Annotated in this window: 17 protein-coding genes and 1 tRNA gene; 8 read left to right on the top strand and 10 right to left on the bottom strand. The window is 47.7% G+C overall.

Going from position 1 to position 22,207, the window contains the following annotated elements:
* Nucleotides 1–72: 72 nt before the first annotated feature.
* The 5 genes from C7E00_RS01350 to C7E00_RS01330 are packed head-to-tail and all read left to right on the top strand — an operon-like array spanning nucleotide 73 to nucleotide 5,537.
* A complete protein-coding gene (locus tag C7E00_RS01350) occupies nucleotides 73–939 on the top strand; it encodes a carbohydrate ABC transporter permease (RefSeq protein ID WP_105302567.1) in 867 nt (288 codons plus the stop codon).
* A gap of 2 nt (nucleotides 940–941) precedes the next feature.
* A complete protein-coding gene (locus tag C7E00_RS01345) occupies nucleotides 942–1,766 on the top strand; it encodes a carbohydrate ABC transporter permease (RefSeq protein WP_105302566.1) in 825 nt (274 codons plus the stop codon).
* Nucleotides 1,763–3,397: a glycoside hydrolase family 66 protein gene (locus tag C7E00_RS01340; protein ID WP_105302565.1), complete on the top strand. Its 1,635-nt coding sequence runs from the start codon at nucleotides 1,763–1,765 to the stop codon at nucleotides 3,395–3,397. Before C7E00_RS01345 ends, C7E00_RS01340 begins: the two co-directional genes overlap by 4 nt.
* Nucleotides 3,381–3,926 (top strand): carbohydrate-binding protein, encoded by a 546-nt coding sequence (locus C7E00_RS01335; RefSeq protein WP_105302564.1) that lies wholly within the window; start codon nucleotides 3,381–3,383, stop codon nucleotides 3,924–3,926. The genes C7E00_RS01340 and C7E00_RS01335 overlap by 17 nt, the downstream gene beginning before the upstream one ends.
* Nucleotides 3,927–5,537, top strand: coding sequence for a glycoside hydrolase family 13 protein (locus C7E00_RS01330; RefSeq protein ID WP_105302563.1), 1,611 nt, complete (start codon nucleotides 3,927–3,929; stop codon nucleotides 5,535–5,537).
* Nucleotides 5,538–5,622: 85 nt separating this feature from the next.
* Here the strand turns inward: C7E00_RS01330 and C7E00_RS01325 are convergent, their stop codons facing one another.
* Both C7E00_RS01325 and C7E00_RS01320 read right to left on the bottom strand, forming a co-directional pair.
* On the bottom strand, nucleotides 5,623–8,025 hold the full coding sequence (locus C7E00_RS01325) for a phosphoketolase family protein (protein WP_105302562.1): 2,403 nt from the start codon (nucleotides 8,023–8,025) through the stop codon (nucleotides 5,623–5,625).
* A gap of 60 nt (nucleotides 8,026–8,085) precedes the next feature.
* Nucleotides 8,086–9,255, bottom strand: coding sequence for a CapA family protein (locus C7E00_RS01320; protein WP_167836417.1), 1,170 nt, complete (start codon nucleotides 9,253–9,255; stop codon nucleotides 8,086–8,088).
* Nucleotides 9,256–9,323: 68 nt separating this feature from the next.
* On the opposite strand from C7E00_RS01320, the gene C7E00_RS01315 reads away from it, so the two are divergent.
* From C7E00_RS01315 to C7E00_RS01305, 3 genes are all read left to right on the top strand, one after another.
* A complete protein-coding gene (locus C7E00_RS01315) occupies nucleotides 9,324–11,105 on the top strand; it encodes a glycerophosphodiester phosphodiesterase family protein (protein ID WP_105302561.1) in 1,782 nt (593 codons plus the stop codon).
* Between the two features lie 38 nt (nucleotides 11,106–11,143).
* On the top strand, nucleotides 11,144–12,493 hold the full coding sequence (locus tag C7E00_RS01310; protein ID WP_105302560.1) for an MATE family efflux transporter: 1,350 nt from the start codon (nucleotides 11,144–11,146) through the stop codon (nucleotides 12,491–12,493).
* Between the two features lie 55 nt (nucleotides 12,494–12,548).
* A tRNA-Pro gene (locus tag C7E00_RS01305) sits at nucleotides 12,549–12,625 on the top strand.
* A gap of 493 nt (nucleotides 12,626–13,118) precedes the next feature.
* Here the strand turns inward: C7E00_RS01305 and C7E00_RS01300 are convergent.
* The 8 genes from C7E00_RS01300 to C7E00_RS01265 form a co-directional block, all read right to left on the bottom strand.
* Nucleotides 13,119–14,420 carry an IS3 family transposase gene (locus tag C7E00_RS01300; RefSeq protein ID WP_105302472.1) on the bottom strand — a complete coding sequence of 434 codons (1,302 nt, stop codon included), beginning with the start codon at nucleotides 14,418–14,420 and terminating at the stop codon, nucleotides 13,119–13,121.
* Between the two features lie 20 nt (nucleotides 14,421–14,440).
* Nucleotides 14,441–14,881, bottom strand: coding sequence for a hypothetical protein (locus C7E00_RS01295; protein ID WP_105302473.1), 441 nt, complete (start codon nucleotides 14,879–14,881; stop codon nucleotides 14,441–14,443).
* Between the two features lie 13 nt (nucleotides 14,882–14,894).
* Entirely contained in the window at nucleotides 14,895–16,829 is a 1,935-nt protein-coding gene (locus C7E00_RS01290; RefSeq protein WP_105302474.1) for an IS3 family transposase, read from the bottom strand.
* Nucleotides 16,830–16,901: 72 nt separating this feature from the next.
* Nucleotides 16,902–18,362, bottom strand: a complete 1,461-nt coding sequence (locus C7E00_RS01285; protein WP_167836416.1) for a GGDEF domain-containing protein — start codon at nucleotides 18,360–18,362, stop codon at nucleotides 16,902–16,904.
* A 186-nt stretch (nucleotides 18,363–18,548) separates the two neighbouring features.
* Nucleotides 18,549–19,124, bottom strand: a complete 576-nt coding sequence (locus tag C7E00_RS01280; RefSeq protein ID WP_105302558.1) for a ferritin family protein — start codon at nucleotides 19,122–19,124, stop codon at nucleotides 18,549–18,551.
* 87 nt (nucleotides 19,125–19,211) lie between these two features.
* Nucleotides 19,212–19,967: a peroxide stress protein YaaA gene (gene yaaA / locus C7E00_RS01275; protein WP_105302557.1), complete on the bottom strand. Its 756-nt coding sequence runs from the start codon at nucleotides 19,965–19,967 to the stop codon at nucleotides 19,212–19,214.
* Nucleotides 19,964–20,416: a thioredoxin-dependent thiol peroxidase gene (gene bcp, locus C7E00_RS01270; RefSeq protein WP_105302556.1), complete on the bottom strand. Its 453-nt coding sequence runs from the start codon at nucleotides 20,414–20,416 to the stop codon at nucleotides 19,964–19,966. The genes yaaA and bcp overlap by 4 nt, the downstream gene beginning before the upstream one ends.
* 14 nt (nucleotides 20,417–20,430) lie before the next feature.
* Nucleotides 20,431–22,197, bottom strand: a complete 1,767-nt coding sequence (locus C7E00_RS01265) for a DUF4091 domain-containing protein (protein WP_135358126.1) — start codon at nucleotides 22,195–22,197, stop codon at nucleotides 20,431–20,433.
* Between the last annotated feature and the right edge of the window lie 10 nt (nucleotides 22,198–22,207).

Below are 22,207 nucleotides of genomic sequence, written 5' to 3'. Positions count from 1 at the left end.
TTGTAATGGCATGCCTGCAAAGGCATGCCATATTTCAAGCTAATTAATCCTTTTTCTGAGGTATTTTCGCATATGAAGAAAAAATTCAACTACAGTAAGCTGATGATTCTTCCAGTTACAATTCTCTATGGATTGTTCTTTGTTTATCCCTTATGCAAAGGAATTGGCATGAGCTTTACCAACTGGAATGGCATTTCAGCTCCTGAATTTGTCGGCTTTCAGAATTTCATTGATTTCTTTCATGATCAGCGTGCTCTTCATGATATCAAGACCACCGTATTGTTTGCTCTAGGAAGTGCACCCTTGCTCAATGTTATCGGATTGATTTATGCACTTCTCATGAATGATTCTTCTATAAAGGGAAGAACTTTCATCCGTGCTTGTATTTATCTTCCTGCAGTGATTTCGCCATTAATTATGGGCTATATCTGGTATCTGCTTTTGCAGCCTGGAAGAGGTGTCTTCAATAATTTCGTTCAGTTGATTGGGCACCCGGAATGGTTTGGAAATTGGCAGGCATCATATTCTTCCTGCATGATCGTCCTGATTCTGGTAAATGTCTGGCAATATGCAGGCATGACTATGATCATTTATCTTGCTGGGCTTCAGAACATTTCCAAAGAATATTTCGAAGCCTCCAAAATAGATGGTGCAACCAGCTGGCAATGCTTCTGGAAAATTACACTGCCTCTCCTGATGCCTGCTATCAGAATCAATGTTGTAACGAATATCATCGGTTCTCTTGGCGTATTTGATATCGTGATGTCTCTTACCGGAGGAGGTCCGGGGTATCTTACTGAAACGCTAAGTATTTATATTATGCGCATGTGCTATGGCGCAAAAACTGGATACTCCACTGCTGTTGCCTTGATTATGTTCATCATTGTAGTAATACCAGTTGCAATCAGCCTTCATTTCACAAAAACTCAAGAGGGATAATCATGGAACATATATGGAAAATTCTTAGAACAATTCTTGTATGGGCAATCTGTCTGATGTCATTATGTCCTTTTGTGATATTGCTCATTCTTTCTCTTGATCAACCCGGGAAAAATATGTATGACATTCAGGCTCTGATTCCGGATTTTTATCTTGGAAACTATGCAGAAGGATGGCAGAAATCTAACATTTCAAGAGCTATGCTAAATTCTGGAATCATTACCTTCTCTTCTTTGATCATGATTGTAGTTTTAGGGGCAATGGCAGGATACGCAGTTGCCCGCATTCCGAGCAAGTTCAATAAAACAGTTTATGGAATTCTGATCGGCTGCATGATGGTTCCTGGAATCATCATTACTGTTCCCCTTTACACGTTAATGATTCGGCTTAATGCAGTCAACACGCTTTGGGGGTTATCTGTAGTCCTGGCGACTCTCGCTTTCCCTCAGGCCGTATTTGTCTTCTCTAATTTTATCAAAGCACTTCCAAAAGAATTAGAGGAAGCAGCAATGATAGATGGCTGCAGTCAGATGAAAGCTTTCTGGCATATTATCTTTCCTCTTCTCAAACCATCTATTTCTGCTGTTGTCATTCTAAATGGTTTCGGAATCTGGAACAATTATTCCCAGGCAGTTTTCTTCCTTCAGAGCAGTGATAAGCATAATGTCCCTCAGGCACTATCTGTATATTTCCAGCAATTTGCAGGTGCACACTGGAATCTGATGGCTGCCACTGCAGTAATTGCGATTGTCCCTGTTGTTATCGTATTCCTTATCTTCCAGAAGAGCTTGATAAAAGGATTAAACGAAGGAGCTCTAAAAGGATGAAGCCTGAACTCTATACATGCCGAGGAACTTATACTTCTTCTGATCCGGTAATAATATCCCTTGATCAGGTGGAAGAAGACGAAATAGGGCTTGTCAATCTGTTTCACCTGCAAGAGTGTGTTAAATCTCTTAAATGGGACCTTCATTCCGGAAATAACGAGCTGAATCTAGGATTTTTCCATGATCATTTTCAATGCTACGGTGTCCAGGTAATATTAAAAGACAAAGTACTATCTACATCCTTTGAAATCTGCAATCAGGAAGAGAAGACCGTTCGTTATGGGTTTCTCTCTGAATTTAATTCATACAACCCCGATTGCATCAGATGGCTTGCAAAATTCCATATCAACGCAATTCAATTTTACGACTGGTCGTTCCGTCATGATCATCTTGTCTCTGATGACGATGAGTATGAAGACATGATGGGTAAACACATCAAGAAGAATGTGCTGAACGATCTGATTTCTCAATGCCATTCTTCAGGCATCAAAGCAATCGCATATGGAGCTATTTATGCAGCAAGCGAAGGCTACTATTATTCCCATCCTGATGAAGCTATGCTGAACTCTTTGCTCCAGCCATTTGTCTTCATCGGAAAATTCTATCTCATGGATATTTCCCGTGATGGAGAATACCGAAAACACATCATCCATGAATATCAGTCTGCAATTTCTCAGATGCACTTTGATGGTATTCACATGGATACTTACGGATTCCCGAAAACTGCATATGTTCAAAGAGAAAATGGGAAAAGATTGATATATCTAAAAGAAGAAATTCCTTCTTTGATTAATGAAACCAGAAATGCATTAGGCCCTTCACAGCAAGTAAGCCTGATTTTCAATAATGTGGGAAACTGGCCTGTTCTTGAGACTGCAAAATGTGATCAGAATGCAGTATATGTTGAAGTGTGGCCACCCTATGAGCAATACAGTCACCTTCAGCAGATTGTCCGCGAAATACGTTCTGTTTCAGAAAAGCCAATCGTCCTTGCCGCATATCTGAAGCCTTTCAGAGAAGACAATCCGATCTGTGCAATGTACGCATCCCTATATCTCTCTGCAGCATGCATGGTTCTTGGTGCGACTTGTCTTCTTCTCGGAGATGATCACGGTATCCTGACACAGGGATACTACAGTGATCATTCCATTTTGACAGATCTTCAGGAAATGATGCTGAGATCTTACAGTGATTTCATGATCCGTTATGAAGAAATTCTTTTCGATCATACCATGGATGATGTTTCCTTCACACATACCTGCTGGGACAACTATGAATATCGGTGCGTTTCTCACCCTGTAACTCCTTATGGAGAACCAGATAAAATCTGGATGATTCTGAAAGAAAAAAAAAAAAGAAAATGTATTTTTCTGATTAACTTGATAGGGAATCAGGATCCGTATTGGAATCAGGGGAAAAGCGAACCTGTTCCTCAGAATAATATCGTCTTCAGAATCCAGGTTGATACTCTTCCGGTTAATATCTGGTGTGCATCTCCAGAGGAGCCTGATGCACTTCCAGTTACCTACAGCGAGGAAACAGATCAGCATGGATTATTCGTAACCTTCGCCATCAGCAAATTGAATCTTTTGAAAATAATCTGGATAAACAGCAATGAAAAAGATCATTAGAATACTAACCTGTTTGACGATTTCTATTCTCACTGCGACATGTCTATTCTCTGCAGAAACTGATGAAAGAGGAAAGTTTGTTCAATTCTCGGTCCCAGCGCTTCAATACTGGGACATGATTGATCTGGACTGCTCAGATAACAATAATAGCAATGTCCTGCAGCCAGAAAATGCGCTATTAGCCAATACAGGAATCAATACTAATCATTCTGATTATCTTGGTACTGGTTTTGTCGATCAGTATGGAGAGCAGTTTGATCGTGTTTCATTTGATTTCCAGACTGAAGAGGAAAGAGATTATCAGTTCGGTTTCCACTATAGTGCAGTTGCAGAAGGCGAGCCAGTCCGGCACATCTATGTTGATGGAAACGATACCGGGTATATTTCTTTTCCTACGACTTCTGATTGGGATACCTGGAATGAAAGTACTGTCACAATTCATTTTGCTCCCGGTCTGCAGCGTCTTGTCCTCTATACAGAATCTGCAGACAACGGATTCATCAACCTTGATCAGATGGGGGTTCAGTAAATGGAATGGTGGAAAAAAGCGGTTATCTATGAGATCTATCCTAAAAGCTTCTTTGATTCGAATGGGGATGGAATCGGAGATCTGAACGGAATCACTTCAAAGCTTGATTACCTTTCGGAATTAGGTATTGATGCAATCTGGTTATGCCCGGTCTGCCTTTCTCCGCAGGTTGACAACGGATATGACGTTTCTGATTACAGACAGATAGATCCGATGTTCGGAACTATGGATAGCATGGATCTTCTGATCTCAGAAGCGAAAAAAAGAAATATCCGGATCATTATGGATCTTGTGCTTAATCATTCCTCTGATCAGCATTCCTGGTTCAGGAATGCAATCCAATCAAGAGACTCAGAATTTCATGATTACTATGTCTTCCGTGATGGAAGTCCGGAGTCCCCTCCGAATCGCATGCGAGCAGGTTTCGGAGGTTCAGCATGGACATACGTTCCTGCTCTTAAACAATATTACTTTCACCAATTTGCAGATCAGCAGCCAGATCTGAACTGGGATAATAGCGAATTACGGAAACAGCTATACGAAATCATCAATTTCTGGATCGGAAAAGGAGTGGGAGGTTTTCGATTCGACGTCATAGATCAGATTGCAAAAGAGCCTGACTTGGAAATTACTGCTAATGGTCCGATGCTTCATGCATATATCCGGGAGATGAACCAAAACACGTTCGGAGGAAAGAATCTGATTACCGTCGGAGAAGCATGGGGAGCAGATATTCAGAGTGCCAGAGAATTCAGTGACCCTAGCGGGAAAGAATTCTCGATGGTTTTCCAGTTTGAACATATTCTCCTTGACCAGCAAGAAGGAAAAGAGAAATGGGATCTCGCTCCTCTTCGTCTTTCAGATCTGAAACGAGTAATCTCAAAGTGGCAAACCGGCTTGTTCAATTGTGGCTGGAATAGTCTCTTCTGGAATAATCATGACCTGCCTAGAATTGTCTCAAGATGGGGTAATGATCGGAATTATCGTGAAGTATCAGCAAAAATGCTTGCTACATTGCTTTATGGTCTTCAAGGAACACCATATATTTATCAGGGCGAAGAGCTTGCAATGACAAATATCCGGCTGCCAATTGAAGAATATAAGGATGTTGAAACCTTGAATTTATATCATGAGCGAATTGCGGAAGGATATTCTGAAGATGAGGTAATGCAGTCTATTTATGCTCGTGGCAGAGACAACGCACGCACTCCGATGCAATGGTCAGATTCAAAGAATGCAGGATTTTCAAAAGGAATCCCCTGGCTGAAGGTTAATCCGAACTACCATACCATTAATGCGCAGCAGGAGCTTGCTGACCCAGATTCCGTTTTCCACTATTATCAGAAGCTGATTCGGCTCAGAAAACAATACGATGTTTTTACAGAAGGTAAATTCCGCCTGCTTCTGGAATCTCATCCACAAATATTTGCTTATGAACGCATGAGCAGGAATGAACGTCTCCTGGTTGTCTGCAACTTCAGCGATCAACCCTCAGATTTCCCCAAAGAGCTGCTTGGCAGTTCTCCTGAACTTCTGATTTCCAATATACCTGGTTCTTACACTACGCATCTTTCCCCATATCAGTCTTTTATAGTTCTCAATCATATTTAAGATTGTATTTAACGCTCAGTATGTTCGCTCATTAAAAAAGATCGGTGCAATCACGCATCGATCTTTTCTGTTTCTGATACTGTTATCAGTCCAGCGGTTTCCACTTCCAGTTCTCGATTTCAGGCATATCTCTGCCATACTCATCGATGAACTGCTTGTGAGCAACCAGCTTATCGCTCATCTTCTGATAGAGATAAGCAGTCTTATTGCCATACTGCGGCAATCTCAGCAATACATCCTGCACGAGGTGGAACCGATCGATATCATTCTGCACACGCATGTCGAACGGTGTCGTGATCGTTCCTTCTTCTTTGTATCCGCGTACATGCAGATCACGGTTATGACGGCGGTAGGTCAGCTCATGGATCAGCGTCGGATAGCCATGGAACGCAAATACGATCGGCTTGTTCTTCGTGAACAGCATGTCGTATTCTGCATCAGTCAGACCATGCGGATGCTCCGTAGCCGGCTGCAGCTTGAACAGGTCGACGACATTGATGACACGGATCTTGAGATCCGGAATCTCTTCATGCAGAATCTGCACTGCTGCCAGGGTCTCAAGGGTCGGCGTATCACCCGCACATGCCATGACGACATCCGGTTCTTCGCCGCGGTCCGTAGAAGCCCAGCTCCAGATGCCGATGCCCTGCGTGCAGTGCTTGACTGCTTCATCCATGCTCAGCCACTGCGGACGAGGATGCTTGGAAGCGACCATGACATTGACATAGTTCTTGGAGCGGATGCAGTGATCAAAGCAGGAAAGCAGGCAGTTTGCATCAGGCGGTAAATAGAGACGGACAACATCTGCCTTCTTGTTTGCCATATGATCCAGGAAACCAGGATCCTGATGCGTGAAGCCATTATGATCCTGCTGCCAGATATGAGAAGTCAGAATGATATTCAGAGAAGCAATTTCTTCTCTCCAGCTCAGCTGGTTGCATACTTTGAGCCACTTTGCATGCTGAGCAGCCATGGAATCGATGATGCGGGCAAAGCTCTCATAGCTGTCAAAGAAGCCATGACGGCCCGTCAGCAGGTATCCTTCCAGCCAGCCTTCGCACATATGCTCCGACAGCATGGAGTCGAAGAATCTGCCATCTCTTGCCAGGAACTCATCATAATCATGCATCTCGCCATTCCACTGACGATTCGTTGCTTCAAACGCATAATTCAGACGGTTGGACAGTGCTTCATCCGGTGAGAAGGAACGGAAGTTTCTTGTCTTCTCATTGGCCCGGAACACATCTCTGACGAACTTCCCGAGTTCAGTCATATCCTGGGCTTCGACTGCACCATGTTCCTTGACATCAACACCATACTTCCGGAAATCCGGGACTACCAGATCATGCAGAAGCTTGCCGCCATTGGCATTCGGATTTGCCCCCATGCGCTGATCGCCCTTCGGAGCAAGCTCCTTCAGATCAGCACGCAGAGAACCATCCTCATTGAACAGCTTCTCCGGATGATAGGACTTCAGCCAGTCTTCCACCATCTTCGTATGTTCCGGCTTGGACATGTCGATCGGAACCTGATGCGCACGGAACGTGCCCTCAATGTTCTTGCCATCAACGACTTTCGGTCCGGTCCATCCCTTCGGGGTGCGCAGCACGATCATCGGCCATCTCGGGCGCTCCGCATCGCCGGTCTCACGCGCATGTTTCTGGATTGCAAGAATCTCCTCAATGACCTTGTCCATGGTCTCAGCCATGAGCCGGTGCATCGTCATCGGATCATCGCCTTCTACAAAGTACGGCTTCCAGCCATAGCCCTTCAGCAGGTCTTCCAGCTCTTCATGAGAGATTCTCGAAAGAACCGTCGGATTAGCAATCTTATATCCATTCAGATGCAGAATCGGCAGAACCGCGCCATCCGTGATCGGATTCAGGAACTTATTGGAATGCCACGACGTTGCCAGAGGCCCCGTTTCAGCTTCGCCATCGCCGACCACTACGGTTGCGATCAGGCTCGGATTATCAAATACCGCGCCGAAGCCATGCGCCAGGGAATAGCCCAGCTCGCCGCCTTCATTGATGGAGCCCGGTGTTTCAGGAGCACAATGGGAAGGCATTCCGCCCGGGAACGAGAAGCGCTTGAACATGCGCTGCAGGCCCTGTTCATCCTGTGAAATATTCGGATAGACTTCTGTATAAGATCCGTCCAGCCAGTCATTGGCAATAAAGAAGTTGCCGCCATGTCCCGGACCGGAAAGCAGGATCATGTTCAGATCATAACGTTTGATGACTCTGTTGCAGTGAACAAACACAAAGTTCTGTCCAGGCACTGTTCCCCAGTGTCCGACAATCTTGTGCTTGATCATGTCTCTGGTAAGAGGTTTCTTCAGAAGCGGGTTGTCCAGCAGATACAGCTGAGCAGCTCCGAGGTAGTTTGCCGCATTCCAGTAGTCATTCATTCTGCGCAGAAGGTCATCGGTGATCGGTCCTTTTTCTGCACACTGATCCGCGGGTACTGCGTTGGGTTTCTCCGTCATGCAAATATCTCCTTTCGATATGAATCTGTGACGTCAATAATAATTTATTGGACAAGAAGATTATTTCATACCAATCTGAATTCTTCCATCATATTGCGTTAACACCTTCTGATATTTGTCATAGATTGCCTCATGATCCGCCAGCTGGCTGTCGTCCAGATCCCTCATAAGCACCACCTTGAAGTTCCTGATATTCGAATCATAGCAGATAAATGTCAGATCTGCCCTGGCATCCGAAAGAGAAATCTCCGTTTCCCCATCCGGCTGCACGGTCTTGGTGACCGTGACTGCACCGATCATGCCGATCCGATCTTCCGTATCAAGCTGTGCGGCAATCAGATTCCCGAAGGAATAGAAACAGAGCGTATCCCCGAAATACTCAATCGGTTCAATCACATGGGGATGATTGCCGATGATGAGATCCGCCCCTGCATCTGCCAGCTGCTGAGCCAGGTCCTTGACTTCCTGCACTGGTTCAAGCGTATACTCCACGCCCCAGTGCATGGCCACAATCACGAGATCTGCCTTCTGATCTGCTTCTCTTACCTGTTCCAGCAGTTCTTCTTCATGATCCGTATAAATGTTCACGAGATAAGGCATATCAGAGGGAGGGTACAGACCATTGCAGCCATACGTCCATGATAAGAAACAATAGCTGATCCCATTCACCTCATAGACCGGAATGGAATCTCTCTCTTCTTCAGACAGGCCCGTTCCGGCATGCACGACCTGTTCCTTGCTGTTCCAGTACTTCATGGAACTTTCAATTCCGGACACTCCTCTGTCCAGGCTGTGATTATTCGCCAGCGAAACCAGATTGAACCCATTGTCAGTCATTGCATCTCCGACTTCCTGCGGACTGTTGAACATCGGATAGCTGCTGAGCCCGAGCTTTGTACCTCCAAGTATGGATTCCTGGTTGTAATAGCAGAGATCATAGTCATCCGTCCACGTTTTAAGATTCTCCAGCATCGGATGGAAATCATAGCTTCCATCTGCCTGCCTGGCATCTGCGTAAACTGCTCCATGAATCAGACAGTCCCCGGTCATGAAGATATCTGCGGTATATACTTCCGGTTCTGCAGAGGGAAGCGGTGTTTCCGAAGGAGATGGTACTGCCGCAATCTCTTCTTCCTCGGAAAGGTTAAGATGAGTCAATGCAAAAGCCCCTGCCGCAGCCAGCAGGACAATGCTTCCCTTTACCCAGGGGCGCAGCCTCCATTTACCCATGATCTCTTTTCCCCTCTGAACCGCTTTTACTTTAACATACCTTCCCATCAGACGGTAAAATACTGTACATGAAGAAGTGGTTTCATACCCTGTCTGCACAGATTCTGAATACCCTCCTCTGGGTATTTCCATATCAGCTGACTGTCTCGATTCTGCTGGCTGTCCTGACCGCATTGCTGAATCGCATCGGCCTCTTTTTCGTTGCCTCGGCAGGCGAAGCCGCCATCACGAACGGCAACTACCGCGTCTTCTTCTCCAGGTGGCAGGGGTGGGCTCTCTTAGCACTGGGCGTCCTGGCATGTGCTCTGTATATCTGTCTTGATATCGGAGCTCTGATCCGCATCACGGATCTGAAGATTCATGGTCAGAAAGAACGCATCCTGACTTCCTGCATGCATAGCCTGAAACTCCTGCCGAAGTTCTTCACTCCTTCCGGTCTTCTGATTCTTCTGGCTGTCACATTCGGCGTCCCTCTGGCAAATATCGGCTTCTCGATCACGCTCACCGAAGGCTTCTATATTCCGAATGTCTATTCCGTCGACCTCATGAGCAATCCGGTTACAAGAGCTATTTATGATATCGGAATTGCCTGTCTTGCCATTCTGATCACGAAAGGAATCTTCACGATTCATTTCATGGTTCTGCAGAAAGACAGTGCGAAGAATGCATTTCTGCATTCTGCCGAACTGACGAAGTCCTTCTTCATCCGGTTTCTGATTCTGTTCCTGCTGCTGACAATTCTGTTCTACGGACTCGGGAAAGGAGTCGACGCCCTGTTTCTGACTCTGCCGGACTGGCTGATTTCCAGATATGTCTCTCATACCGGCATTCAGAGATTTCTCTATCTGCTCTTCAATCTGAACGGAGTCATCATTCTGTTTCTCTTCCGGGTTATCTCGACTCCATTGTTCATGTATCTGATCACCCGCTGGTATTACCGGCTTCTGAAGCAGCCCGCCGGGTTCCAGGAAGAATCGCTTCCTTCTTTCCTGCACCAGAGGAAGCTCAGAGTGATCATTCCTTCTGCTCTGCTTGCCGCATCCATCGTTCTGGATGTCGGCTTTGATACCTTTTTCCCGCTGGAATCACAGACCGAGATCATCGCTCACCGGGCGGGCGGCAACCTTGCCAGCGAGAACACGATGCTTGCCCTCACCAAGGCAGAAGAAGCAGGAACAGATGGCAGTGAGATCGATGTGCAGCGCACGAAAGACGGACAGTACATCGTCTTTCATGACACAACCTTCCGGCGTCTGTGCGGAGTTTCATCTGCTCCTTCGGATCTGACCTATGCAGAGATTCAGAAGCTGAAAGTCCGGAATACCACCGGCAATGATCTTCCTGATCAGCCCATTCCCACGCTTGAGCAGATGCTGAAACAAGTCTCTGAGATTCCGGGCTATCAGCTTTACATTGAACTCAAAGGGTCCACAGCAGATGCTCAGATGGCAGAAGACGTCACTGCCCTGGTAAAGAAATACAGCCTGGAAGAAAGGACCGTGATCACCTCGATCTCCTATGAACCGGTTGCATATATTGAAGAAAATTACCCTGAAATGGAAACCGGCTATATCTATCACTTCTCATTCGGAGATATCGGCTCCATGAATGTCGACTGGCTTGTCATTGAAGAAGAAGTGGCAACCGATGAAGAAATCGCAGCAATCCATCAGATCGGAAAGAAAGTCAGCGTGTGGACAGTCGACAGCAGAAGCTCGATCCGTCACTTTCTGATCAGCGACGCAGACTCCATCATCACGAATCAAGTTGACCGTTCCCTGGAAGTAAAAGAAGAACTCAGTCAGAGAACGGATCTGCAGCGGATCCAGGATGTTCTTCTGAAAAAGTGATTCTGCTATAATCCCTTCAGACAGAAGAAGGACGATCTATGAAGAGAAAATCTGAATCCATGGATATGGTGCATGGCCCGCTGCTGAAGAATCTTCTGATCTTCTCTGCTCCGCTGATGGCAAGCTATCTGCTGCAGATTGCTTTCAACGCTGCCGATACGATCGTGGTCGGAAAGTTCAGCGGTGCAGACGCATTGGCAGCAGTCGGTGCGACCGGTCCTCTGGTCAATCTTCTGGTCGCTCTGTTCAATGGTCTGGCTACCGGCGCCAATATCGTCATTGCCAACATGATCGGAAGAAAAGACCACAGAAATCTGTCTTCAGCCGTTCATACTTCCTACTTCCTTGCGCTTGTCGGAGGACTCATTCTCACTGCTGCCGGCGTTTTCATCAGCAATCCTCTTCTTTGGGCAATCGGCACTCCGGAAAACATCATTGATCAGAGCACCCTCTACATGCGCATCTACTTTGCCGGCAGTATTCCTCTGCTGGTCTATTCATTCGGGTCTGCGATTCTGCGTTCCAAGGGCGATACTGCAAGACCGACTCTGTACCTGGCTGTATCAGGAGTACTGAATATCATCCTGAATCTGTTCACGGTCATTCAGCTTCATATGGGGGTCGCAGGCGTTGCGATTGCGACGGTGATCTCAGAAACAGTATCGGCGGTCATGGTTACGATTGCCCTGGTCCGTGAAACGGATGATACGCGTCTGGTCTTCTCTGAAATCTCCATGGATCCGATGATCTTCCAGCGCATCATGAAGATCGGCATTCCTGCCGGAATCCAGGGCATGATGTGGTCAATTTCCAATATTGCGGTCCAGACTGCCATGAACACGTTCGGCTCCATCACCGTTGCCGGAAACAGTGCTGCCCTCAACCTGGAAGGATTTGTCTATGTGGCCATGGACGCCTTCAACAATGCGTGCATCACCTTCACTTCCCAGGCGGCCGGGGCAAAAGACATGAAGCAGGTCAGAAGAGTCATGCACGTCACGCTGATTCTGATGACCGGATCCTCTGCAGCGGCAGGATTGCTGGTATCCGGCTTCGGAAACCAGCTGCTATCCCTGTATACCAATGACCCGGATGTCATCTCTGCCGGTATGGTCCGCCTGCATTATGTCGTGCTCTGGCTCTGGATCAACGCAGCCCTGGACATTCCCGCCGCTTCCATGCGCGGCATTGGCTACAGCAATACGCCTACTCTGGTCATGATGATCGGCATTGTCGCTGTCCGGGTATTCTATATCCTCACGATCTGGCGTGCTTATCCGACTCTGGAAGTTCTTTATCTCTGCTTCCCGATCTCGTGGGTCATCACCGCAATCGCCATGTTCCTGATCTGGCCGAAGCTTTTCAGAAAATTATGCAGAGAATACTGAGATTCAGTTGATTTTTTGAGAATTAATTTGCTATAATAGCACATGCTGAAAAGCACGGGAATTAGCGCAGTTTGGTAGCGCGCTTCGTTCGGGACGAAGAGGTCATGGGTTCGAATCCCGTATTCCCGACCATAGTGTTCAAAACCGCATAGCTATGCGGTTTTCTTATTCTGCAGCACTAAAATGGCACGATAATTCAATGAAAATGCGTCATAGCTGAGCCGCATCATGCATGATTCTTTTGGATGTCTTCTCGAATCAGCTTCCGCAGGTACTCCGGCTTGCTGCCGACGCTTCTCAGCTTCGCAATCACGTCACTGTCCTTTTCACTTCCTGAATATGACCATCACCTTTGCTGCGTGCAGGTTCTTCCAGTTCAAAGTGAAAAGGACCGGATTAAAGTGGCCCCGTTGTCAAGGACAGTTTTCTGACAGTTCGGGTTTCTGAGGGTCACATGCATTGATCAAGACGGAAGACAGCTGAATCATAGCTGTCTTCTTTCTGTATTCAGCAGGTTTCAGAGAGATGTTTCCGGATCATCAGTGCTCGGATGATTCATTCTGCGCATGACGAAAACATCTTCTGGCCAGGGGAAGTAAGCTGCTCTATTCTTTCTGTGCCTGTATCAGTAAAGAGCGTCCATTTCTGTGACGTAGTCAAATGGCGGTGTGTTCTTCCATTCCTGCGGATTCTCAAGCTTCTTCTTCAGTTCTTCATCTGCTGTTTCGTAAGCTTTTCCTGCTGCTCTCACTCGCTCCAGAAGTGCTTCCAGTTCTCTGATTTCCTCATTGGAGTCTTCAATGAGCGTATTCAGTTTCTGAATTTCTTTCTTCAGCTTCTTCTGATCTGTCGCAATGATGTGCATCGGAAGGAGCTTCTTTTCTGCTTCCTTCTTCTTCTGAACGTTTTCTTCCCGCTTCTTCTTCAGATAGTTCAGATGATCCTCTACCAGGCTTTCAACCGGCCTCATCCGATCTCCTGCGATACCGTAGTAGTTATCTAATGGATAGACTCCTGTAGTCTTGTACTGATAGAACTCCGCAGGAGTAAGACCGGCAAGATCATACTGATAAGCTTTCTCATTGTAGTGGTGCATATAGCCTGCAATCAGATCTCTGACTGTCTGATAGTCCGGACACATCTCGATCAGCTTCAGAAGCTGGCACTTCATTCTTCCGAAGAAGGATTCCATCGGTGCGTTGTCCTGGCTGTTCCCTCGCCTGGACATGGACTGCACGAAGCCGTCATCTTCGAGCAGCTTCTGAAAGGTAACGGACAGGTACTGACTCCCCTGATCGGAATGAATCAGAGCGTCCGGATGATTCAGTTCGCTGCGATGCTGGTCCATCATACGGTGATAGGCTTCTGTAACCAGAGAGACATCCATATGCCTGCTTACTGCTGATCCCAGGATTTCCCTCGTGAATCCATCCTTGAACGCACACAGATAGCAGAGCTCGCGATTACTTCCATAGTAGAGATAGGTAATGTCTGTCAGGATCACTTTCCGCGGGCTGTCACCGAAGTCACGATCGACATAGTTCTGCTTGGCATCACATGGATGGAAATGAGTTGCCTGTCCCTTATAGGCATCTTTATGAGGGACATATGCGGTAATGCGCATTTCTTTCATCAGTCTGGTGATCCGTTTTCTGCTCACCCTGAGATCGTAATCACGCCACAGGTAAGTACGGAAGGTCCGCGCTCCGGGAATTCCGCAGTGCTTATGGATGATTGAGATCATCTTCTCCTTGATCTCCCGGTCTTCTTTCTGCGTTTTCGTTTCCACAGGATTCTCAAATCGTTTCTTCCAGCTGTAATAGCCGCTGGAACTGCAGCCGAAGATCCGGAACAGATCTGATGCCGAGAACTGATGAACATGTCCTGCTGGCTGAGTCTCCTGCTTCTGAAGAGTGTAATACACCATTCTGAACTTCTGATGGTTCTTCAGTTCGGATTCGATGATGTATTCGTCTCCGCCAATAGTTCGTGTACTTTTTTTTCCAGTTCGAGCAGTGCTTCCAGATAAGCTGTCCGTGCTTTGTAATAAGCGGCTTCTTCCTCCGGCGTCAGATCTCCCATCTCATCACGGGGAATACTCCCGTCAAATCTGGAAGGATCAACGAACGATCCGTCTTTCTCCATCTCTCTGGCACGCTTGGCAGCACTGTTTGCACGATCAGTACCCAGTTCCTTTACCGGGAAGCCGAGTGATTCATAAGCTTCCACTCCCGTCATTCCTTTGTTCATCTGCTGACACATCCTGATATAGAACTCCGTCTTGTAGATCAGATTCGTTCCGTGAATGTCCTTCACGTATTCGTTCTTCTCTGCAATTTCCTGAATGGCACTGCGTTTCTCGTAATACTTCGTTTTCTTCTTACCCATCTCTATTACCTCTCTATGATTCCGATGGTATCACAGCACCAAGATCTGCAGCGTGCTTCCGTGCCTTTTCTGCAGACCTGGCCATCATGCGGTCATACTTTGCCTGTTCCCTGGAAAGGTATTCCTGGTATTCCTGCTCAGAAAGATTGTTCAGATAGACGGCAAAGTCCATCGGTGTCTTTCTGCCGCGGTTCCATTGCGGCCGTTCAAAGTTGTAATAGTCAATGTAGTCATTGATTTTCTGCCGGATCTCAGACGTATCATGGGCATCGGAGAAGTCAGCTTCATCTTTCATATGCCCGAAGAAGGATTCCATGGATGCGTTATCCCAGCAGTTTCCACGCCGTGACATGGACTGAACGAATCCCATCTTCTTCAGCTTCTTCTGAAACGCATCGGAAAGATACAGTGCCCCCTGATCGGAATGAAATACCATTCCTGTCGAACAGACGGTATTCTGATCCTGATCTTTCATGATTCCGCTCAGCATCTCATCAGTAAGGTTCAGATCCTGTGTATCGCTTACTGCAGAAGACAGAATCAGGCCGGAAACACTGTCTTTGATCGGAGAGTAATAGGAAGTATTTCCCCGGCAGTCTTTGATATAGGTGACATCTGTCATGACCTGTTCATAAGGTTTCCCAAGACGAAATCTGCGCTTCAGCACATTCTCTTTCCGGTTCCTCTGAAGCAGTTCTCTGGCTGCCTGCCTGGATTTCTTCGGTGCTCTGACCGTACACAGCAGTCCGGCCTTTCTCATCAGCCTCTGAACTTTCTTGCGGTTCATGACCGTCTTCTGCAGCTTCGGCATCATCATGGTCACCATGCGGGTTCCTTTCGGATATCCGCGGTATTCAATCACTTTCCTGATCCGTTCAATGTCTTTCTCATCCTGACGCTGTTTTCCGTTGGAAACATAGTATCTCAGACGATAGAAGCGAGAGTGGCTGAAGCCGAGGATTCTGCACGCACCGCTGATCGAGAATCCTCTGACGTAAGGGAAGGCTTTCACCTGATCATGAATGAGATCACACACTTTCCGGAGAGTCTCAGGAGAAGTAATACGAAGGCTTTCTCTTAGCTCACTCATTTTTCTCTCTTCCATCTTCTCCATCAGCTCGCACAGTTTCTTCGCGGTGCTGAGATCCAGAGCGGCAAGATGAACCTTTCTGTTAACACGATCCGGCTTCCAGTGCAGAAGCTTATATCGAATCCGCATCAGTTCTCCCGCGCTGAGCAAGTCTGCAGGAATCTCAAATACCTGCATTACATCCAGAATCGGAAGGTCTCTGATCAGATAAGCACATTCATAGAATTCTGATCGGAGGGAAAGTTTTTTCCGGGTGACTGTTCTGACCCAGGAACAGCTCTTCAGTTCAGAAATCACTTCATCGGAACGGAAAAATTTACCCGTAACAGGTAATTTTCCTTCCAGAAGGAGTTTAAGCCTATGGATTCTCTGATAACCGATCCGGTTCGGATCAATGCCGTGCTCCTTCAGAAGCGTTCTAAGGTCAGTGCCAGGATATCTCCTTATCGCTTCTTTAACGAACGCATCTGAAAAAGAGATGCCGCCACGAGCTCTGACGAATACTCCGGTGTCAATGAGCAGCTGGATTTCTTCTTCTGAAAGCTTCGGCGCAGAAACAGAAATCGAAGGCCCATTTCCATTGGTGGGGTGACCATGTTTTCTGAAATTCTCAGTCAGTTTCTTAATCACTTGGTTCCCTATCATTTTCGTGGAGATTCCATTGTTCTCCAGGAACTTGCGGATCTCGTGATGAGAGACATACCAGTCATACATCCGGCATCTGAACTCATAGGTGAATGCGATGTGATTCGTCCGGATGAATTTCACATTCGGATTAGCCTGGAGAATCTGGATTTCCTCTGGAGAGAAGAATACATAATCAGTTTTAGGATTGCGTTTTCTGGATTTTCTGCCCATAAAAATGGCCCCTGCAGGAGGACCTCAGCACTGTCAGAGTGCTGTCCTTTCTACAGGGACCACTTTAGATTCTCAGAACCCGACCCCTGTTTCCATTCCAGACTTTCCAGTTGTTTCTTTCCGGCGGTCTTCCCGGCTGTTCTCCCGATAATACCGCTTCTTTGCTTCATACATCTCTTCTTCTGCATACCGCTCAAGATCCTGAATTGAAGCACCGACATAAACTGCTCTGGAAGCACAGCCGCACGATACGGAAAGACGATCTGACAGCTTTCCTTGCCAGCTGCTCACTTCCTGATGGAACTCTTCCCGGATCTGCTTTTCAAGCTCTGCATCCGCTCTCAGCAATGCAGCAAATTCATCCCCGCCGATCCGGTAAAGGTCACCATACGGGCCCATACACTTCTGCATGCACTGCGCCGCTGCGATGATCAGTTCATCTCCAGCATCATGTCCCAGTGTATCATTGACCCGTTTCAGACCATTGATATCGATGAATGCATAGACCTTGAGAGGATCCGTATTCAGCTGCTCGCGCTTCATCGCTTCTGCATATGCTCTGCGGTTCAGGAAACCGGTCATGACATCTGTGGTAGCCTCCGCATGTGCATGTCTGATCCGCCTGTTCATCACCCCGACAAGAACCAGGATCAGGATTCCTGCGCCAGCAAGGTAAATCACCAGCATCATCAGCGAAGCAGGAAGATCTTCATTCACCATGCTCACTTCCTGCGCCACCGCGATGATATAATCTCCGCTCATCTGCACATTGCAATAGCATCTGCGGCCATTTACCTCCGCAGTGAAAGAAGTATAGAAATGATCCGTCCGGGAAGGGGCAATCCCTGCCTCTGCAAGCGTCATGCCTTCCATGGAACTATCCGTTGCCCCGAGAATCGTGCCCTCCATAGACGCGACAATCAGCGCCGTTCCTTCATAATGAGTCATCCCGGCAATTACTTCCGGAATCTCATTTGCCCGCAGTTCTTCCAGCAGCCGAACCGGATTGATTCCGACCTGGACCATATACTCGCCCGTGCTGTTCCAGCACATGGCATACATCATCTGCCTGCCATCAGCCGTATTCGGCATGACATCCTGGCACATGGTGAGTTCCTGATCTTCCAGCATCGGCTTGAAATAGCCGATCTGTTCTCCCGAATCGAAGCTGAACCCATAGAATTCCGGATGCGTTCCGGAAATAATCGTGCCCGTCTCGTCGAAGATATGGATCTCATCCACCTTCATGAGCGAAGCAATTTCCTCAAGATCCTCCGTTCCTCCGCCATGATCCAGGATATACGCCACCGCTTCTGCCCTGGTCATGTAGTTCTCTTTCAGAGACTCGGTCAGAATTTTCTCTTCTTCTTCGTTTGTCTGTATGATCTTCTCTGCCTGTGCCATCAGCAGTTCAGAAGCGTGTTCTGCCCTGCGGCGGTTTCCATGAACCTGAATTGCCGTCCAGAGTACCAGCAGAAACACTGCTATCACTGTATACGCTGCCATCCAGAGACGTCTGTTCCTGGTTTTCATCTGCTCTCTGCCCCTCGCAGGGTACCCATTCAGATACCCCTGTTCTTTCTGACATTGTAACCTTCCATCATTCCCGCCTTCGTGCATCTTACGCTGCCGCGCCTGCATCTCACGAAGGCAGAAAAAAGCACCAGCCTTTGCTAAGCTGATGCTTCCATGCAGGAAATATGATCAGTAATACGATGTTCAGTCTTTGAAGTAGCGGTCCAGCAGGCCCTTGAATGCCTTGCCATGACGTGCTTCATCACGAGCCATCTCGTGAATGGAATCATGAAGCGCATCAAGGTTCAGTTCCTTGCACTTCTTGGCAAGAGCAGTCTTGCCAGCAGTTGCTCCGTTTTCTGCCATGACACGTGCTTCGAGGTTCTTCTTCGTGCTGTCGGAAACAACTTCACCGAGCATCTCTGCATAGCGGGAAGCGTGATCAGCCTCTTCGAACGCAGCCTGGCGATAGTACATGCCGACCTCCGGCAGACCTTCGCGCATTGCTGCACGGCTCATTGCCAGATACATGCCGACTTCAGAGCACTCGCCCTGGAATTCTGCACGGAGCTGTTCCTTGATCTCTTCCGGAACATCGCTGGCAATGCCGACCTTGTGTTCGCTTGCCCAGGTCAGCTCTTCGGTTTCCTCAACCGGTTCGAACTTGGACTTCGGCTGCTTGCAGATCGGGCATACCCATGTCTCAGGCAGATCAGCGAACTTTACTCCTTCTTTTTCCTCATCATAAATGTGACCGCAAACTGTGCATCTGTATTTCATGAAAAGTTCTCCTTCTTTCTCGTGTCACCCCTGACACGCTATATTCATAACATTGAAACAAGTACTCCGCAAGCAGTATGACCGGTTTTACTCCCAGTCCTTTCCTGATTCTTTCTGCTTCTGGATAAATACATATTCTTCTGCACCCGAAAGATCCTCGGAATAGGAATAATGCAGATTGAATTTCCGGAGTTCCTCCGGCTCGCTCACGTTCTGCTCGGCCATCCACCTGGTCATGTCTCCTCTTGCCATCTTGGCATAGGATCCCTTCGTAACCAGTTTCCCGTGATGTTCCTGCAGGAACGTGATGGTGATGACCTGTCCCTTCTTCGCATACGGCAGGATTGCTCTGCTGTATTCTTCTGAGGCAAGATTAAAGATCTGCTCGTCTTTGATCGTCTGATAGAGACGGTCACTCCAGAACTCATACAGATCCCCGGCATTGCCGCAGGCAAGCTGCGCCTGCATCTCAAGCCGGTAGGGAACCACTCCATCATACGGTCTCAGAATGCCGTAGAAACCCGACAGGATTCTGAGATGAGTCCTGATCCATGCAAGCATATCATCATCCATCGACGAAGCCGAAAGATGCTGATACGCCAGCCCGGAATACGAAAATACTGCCGCGGATTGCGGATGCGACGGATCATTCTTCAGCAGCTGTTCTGCTTTCTCTGCTAATGCATCGCTGCAGTTCCAGAGCTTCTTTCTCTCTGCTTCTGAAAGAGAGCATAATGCCTTTCTCAGCCTCATGGTGTCTTCCAGAAACTCCGGCATCTGCTCCGGCTGGAAATCGTCTCCGGTTTCCACCATCTTCTTGGCAGGCGAAAGGATGACGATCACAGTGCCTCCAGCATCTGCTGCGGATTGTCTGCTGCCTTGACTTTCTCCATGGCTTTCACGATGATGCCATTCTCATCAATGAGATACGTGGAGCGAACGACCCCCATGGTCTTTCTTCCGTACATGTTCTTTTCCTTCCATACCTCATACTTCTGAAGCACTTCCTTGTTCTCATCAGAAAGCAGGGTAAACGGAAGCTGATAATTCTGCTCGAACTTCTTATGCGATGCCACGCTGTCCTTGGACACTCCTAGAATCACGGCATCCTTTTCCTGAAACTGCGGATAGCGCTCTGCAAACCCGCAGGCTTCTTTCGTGCATCCGGACGTATTATCCTTCGGATAAAAATACAGGATGACCTTCTTCCCGCGGTAGTCGCTGAGTTTGTGCATGGTGCCGTTCTGATCCGGCAGAGTGAAATCCGGTGCTTCTGTTCCGATTTTCAGCATAACGATTCTTCTCCTTACTGTTCTGCTATCTTCTTCAGCCGCAGGACATATAATCCAGGATCGCTTCCTGCAGCTTCCCGTTCCATGAGTATCGTACCAAGACGGATCAGTTCCTGCATGCGGGATGCTTCCGAAGAGATGATTTCAGAAGAACCATCTGCCGCCGTCATCGCTCCGTACGCATGATAGGAACCAGCAGCTCTGCGGATGGACTCCAGTCCTTCCGCAAACAGCTCTTTCTCTTCCAGATGTTCCTTCAGATACAGTGCCTTCCTGGCATTGCGGATACCCTGTGCAATCATCAAAAACCGAACGGACTCCGAAAGATCCATGCCATTTCCATCTTTCTCTCCCGGATACAGCAGGAACGTATCTCCCGATTCCAGCGGCATATAGTCTGCAGAAGAGAGAGGGTCTTCATTCCACGCATCCAGAGCCCAGCGCATATATCCATCAAAGTCGAGTGCTGCCGCATAGTACATGACCCACAGTGATTCTTCCGGTTTTGAAAATGCAAACGCATTCGGATAATTTCCGGAGCAGTTGTAGAGAATCGTTTCTTTGCCGAATGCTTTGCGATGGCTGATCAGTTCGCTGATCAGAGCGGAGTCAGAGAAACATCCAAGGCTCACCGACAGGATATCGATGTCATCATAGAACGAGACATCTTCCATCAGAGAATTGATGGAGTCAGAGATGCCAAGCGGCTTCCCGTCGCTTCCCGTCACCGACAGAATGACCTGAATGGCTGCCTGCACCATGGCAGGATCGCGTTCATCCATCGCGATGACGGTCTTGTCTTTCCAGCCCTTCTCTTCGAGATGAGCAATGAAATCACGCAGGAATGCCGACCAGATCCAGGTATATTCATCAGTTCCCGGAATGGCAGTGATTCCCTCTGCGGTTCCATCCTCATGATGCACGGTGATCTTGTTATTCCATGGCAGGATCGTGAAGCACTCGATTCGCTTATCAATCCCCTCTTCCATGCAGAGTGAAACCCACGCATCAAACGCGGAATAGTCATACACAATCTGATTCTCTGCATTTCTGCTCCAGCGGACCATGCCGGGATAATCATCATAAGTCTGATGACTCCAAGGTTCATCCAGAATCGAAGCAGTGATTGTCCTGCCGCCAGCATCATAGTAGGCACGCAGAGTCTGCCTCAGCACATTCTGATGCGCTGCTGAGAACGCTTCTTCATGGTTCAGAATCTGATAATAGCGCAGGGATGCATACGGATACTGCCAGAGATCCAGAGAGAAGTTCTCTTCATTGACCAGAGACGATACCCGGATCCTGAGCCTGCATGTTTCTTCAGAAGTACCATTGCGAAGCACAATCGTTCCATCATAGGTTCCTGCAGCCGTATTGCAATCCGTCCGCACCGTGATCCAGAGATATCCTGTCTCGCCCGCAGAGAATATCTTCTCCGTCTCAGCAGTGATCCGGTCCGGGACCAAAATCGATGGCGAACCTTCTCTGGTTCCAAGACTTGCTTCCGTATCTGCCAGCCATCCGATCGAGACGGAATCTGCAGAAAGCACTTCGCCATTTTTCCTGCTGAAAGCAGAAACGGAAGCCGAGATCGTCATGCCTGCTTCTGCGGTCACGGCAATTTTCGCAGACGAAAGATCGTCCAGCCAGACATCGATGACCGCATGATCCAGATCCTGATATGCATAGGATTCAGAAGCCTGTTCGAGCTTTCCGGAATCGCTGAAGACAGCAGAAAACGATCCGCCTTCCGCATGGACCGGCAGGATTGTCTGTATCATCAGAAGTATG

It is taken from the genome of Anaerolactibacter massiliensis (genome assembly GCF_900290205.1).
Taxonomy (GTDB): domain Bacteria; phylum Bacillota_I; class Bacilli_A; order Erysipelotrichales; family Erysipelotrichaceae; genus Bulleidia; species Bulleidia intestinalis.
This window is presented reverse-complemented; position numbering and strand designations above follow the sequence as displayed.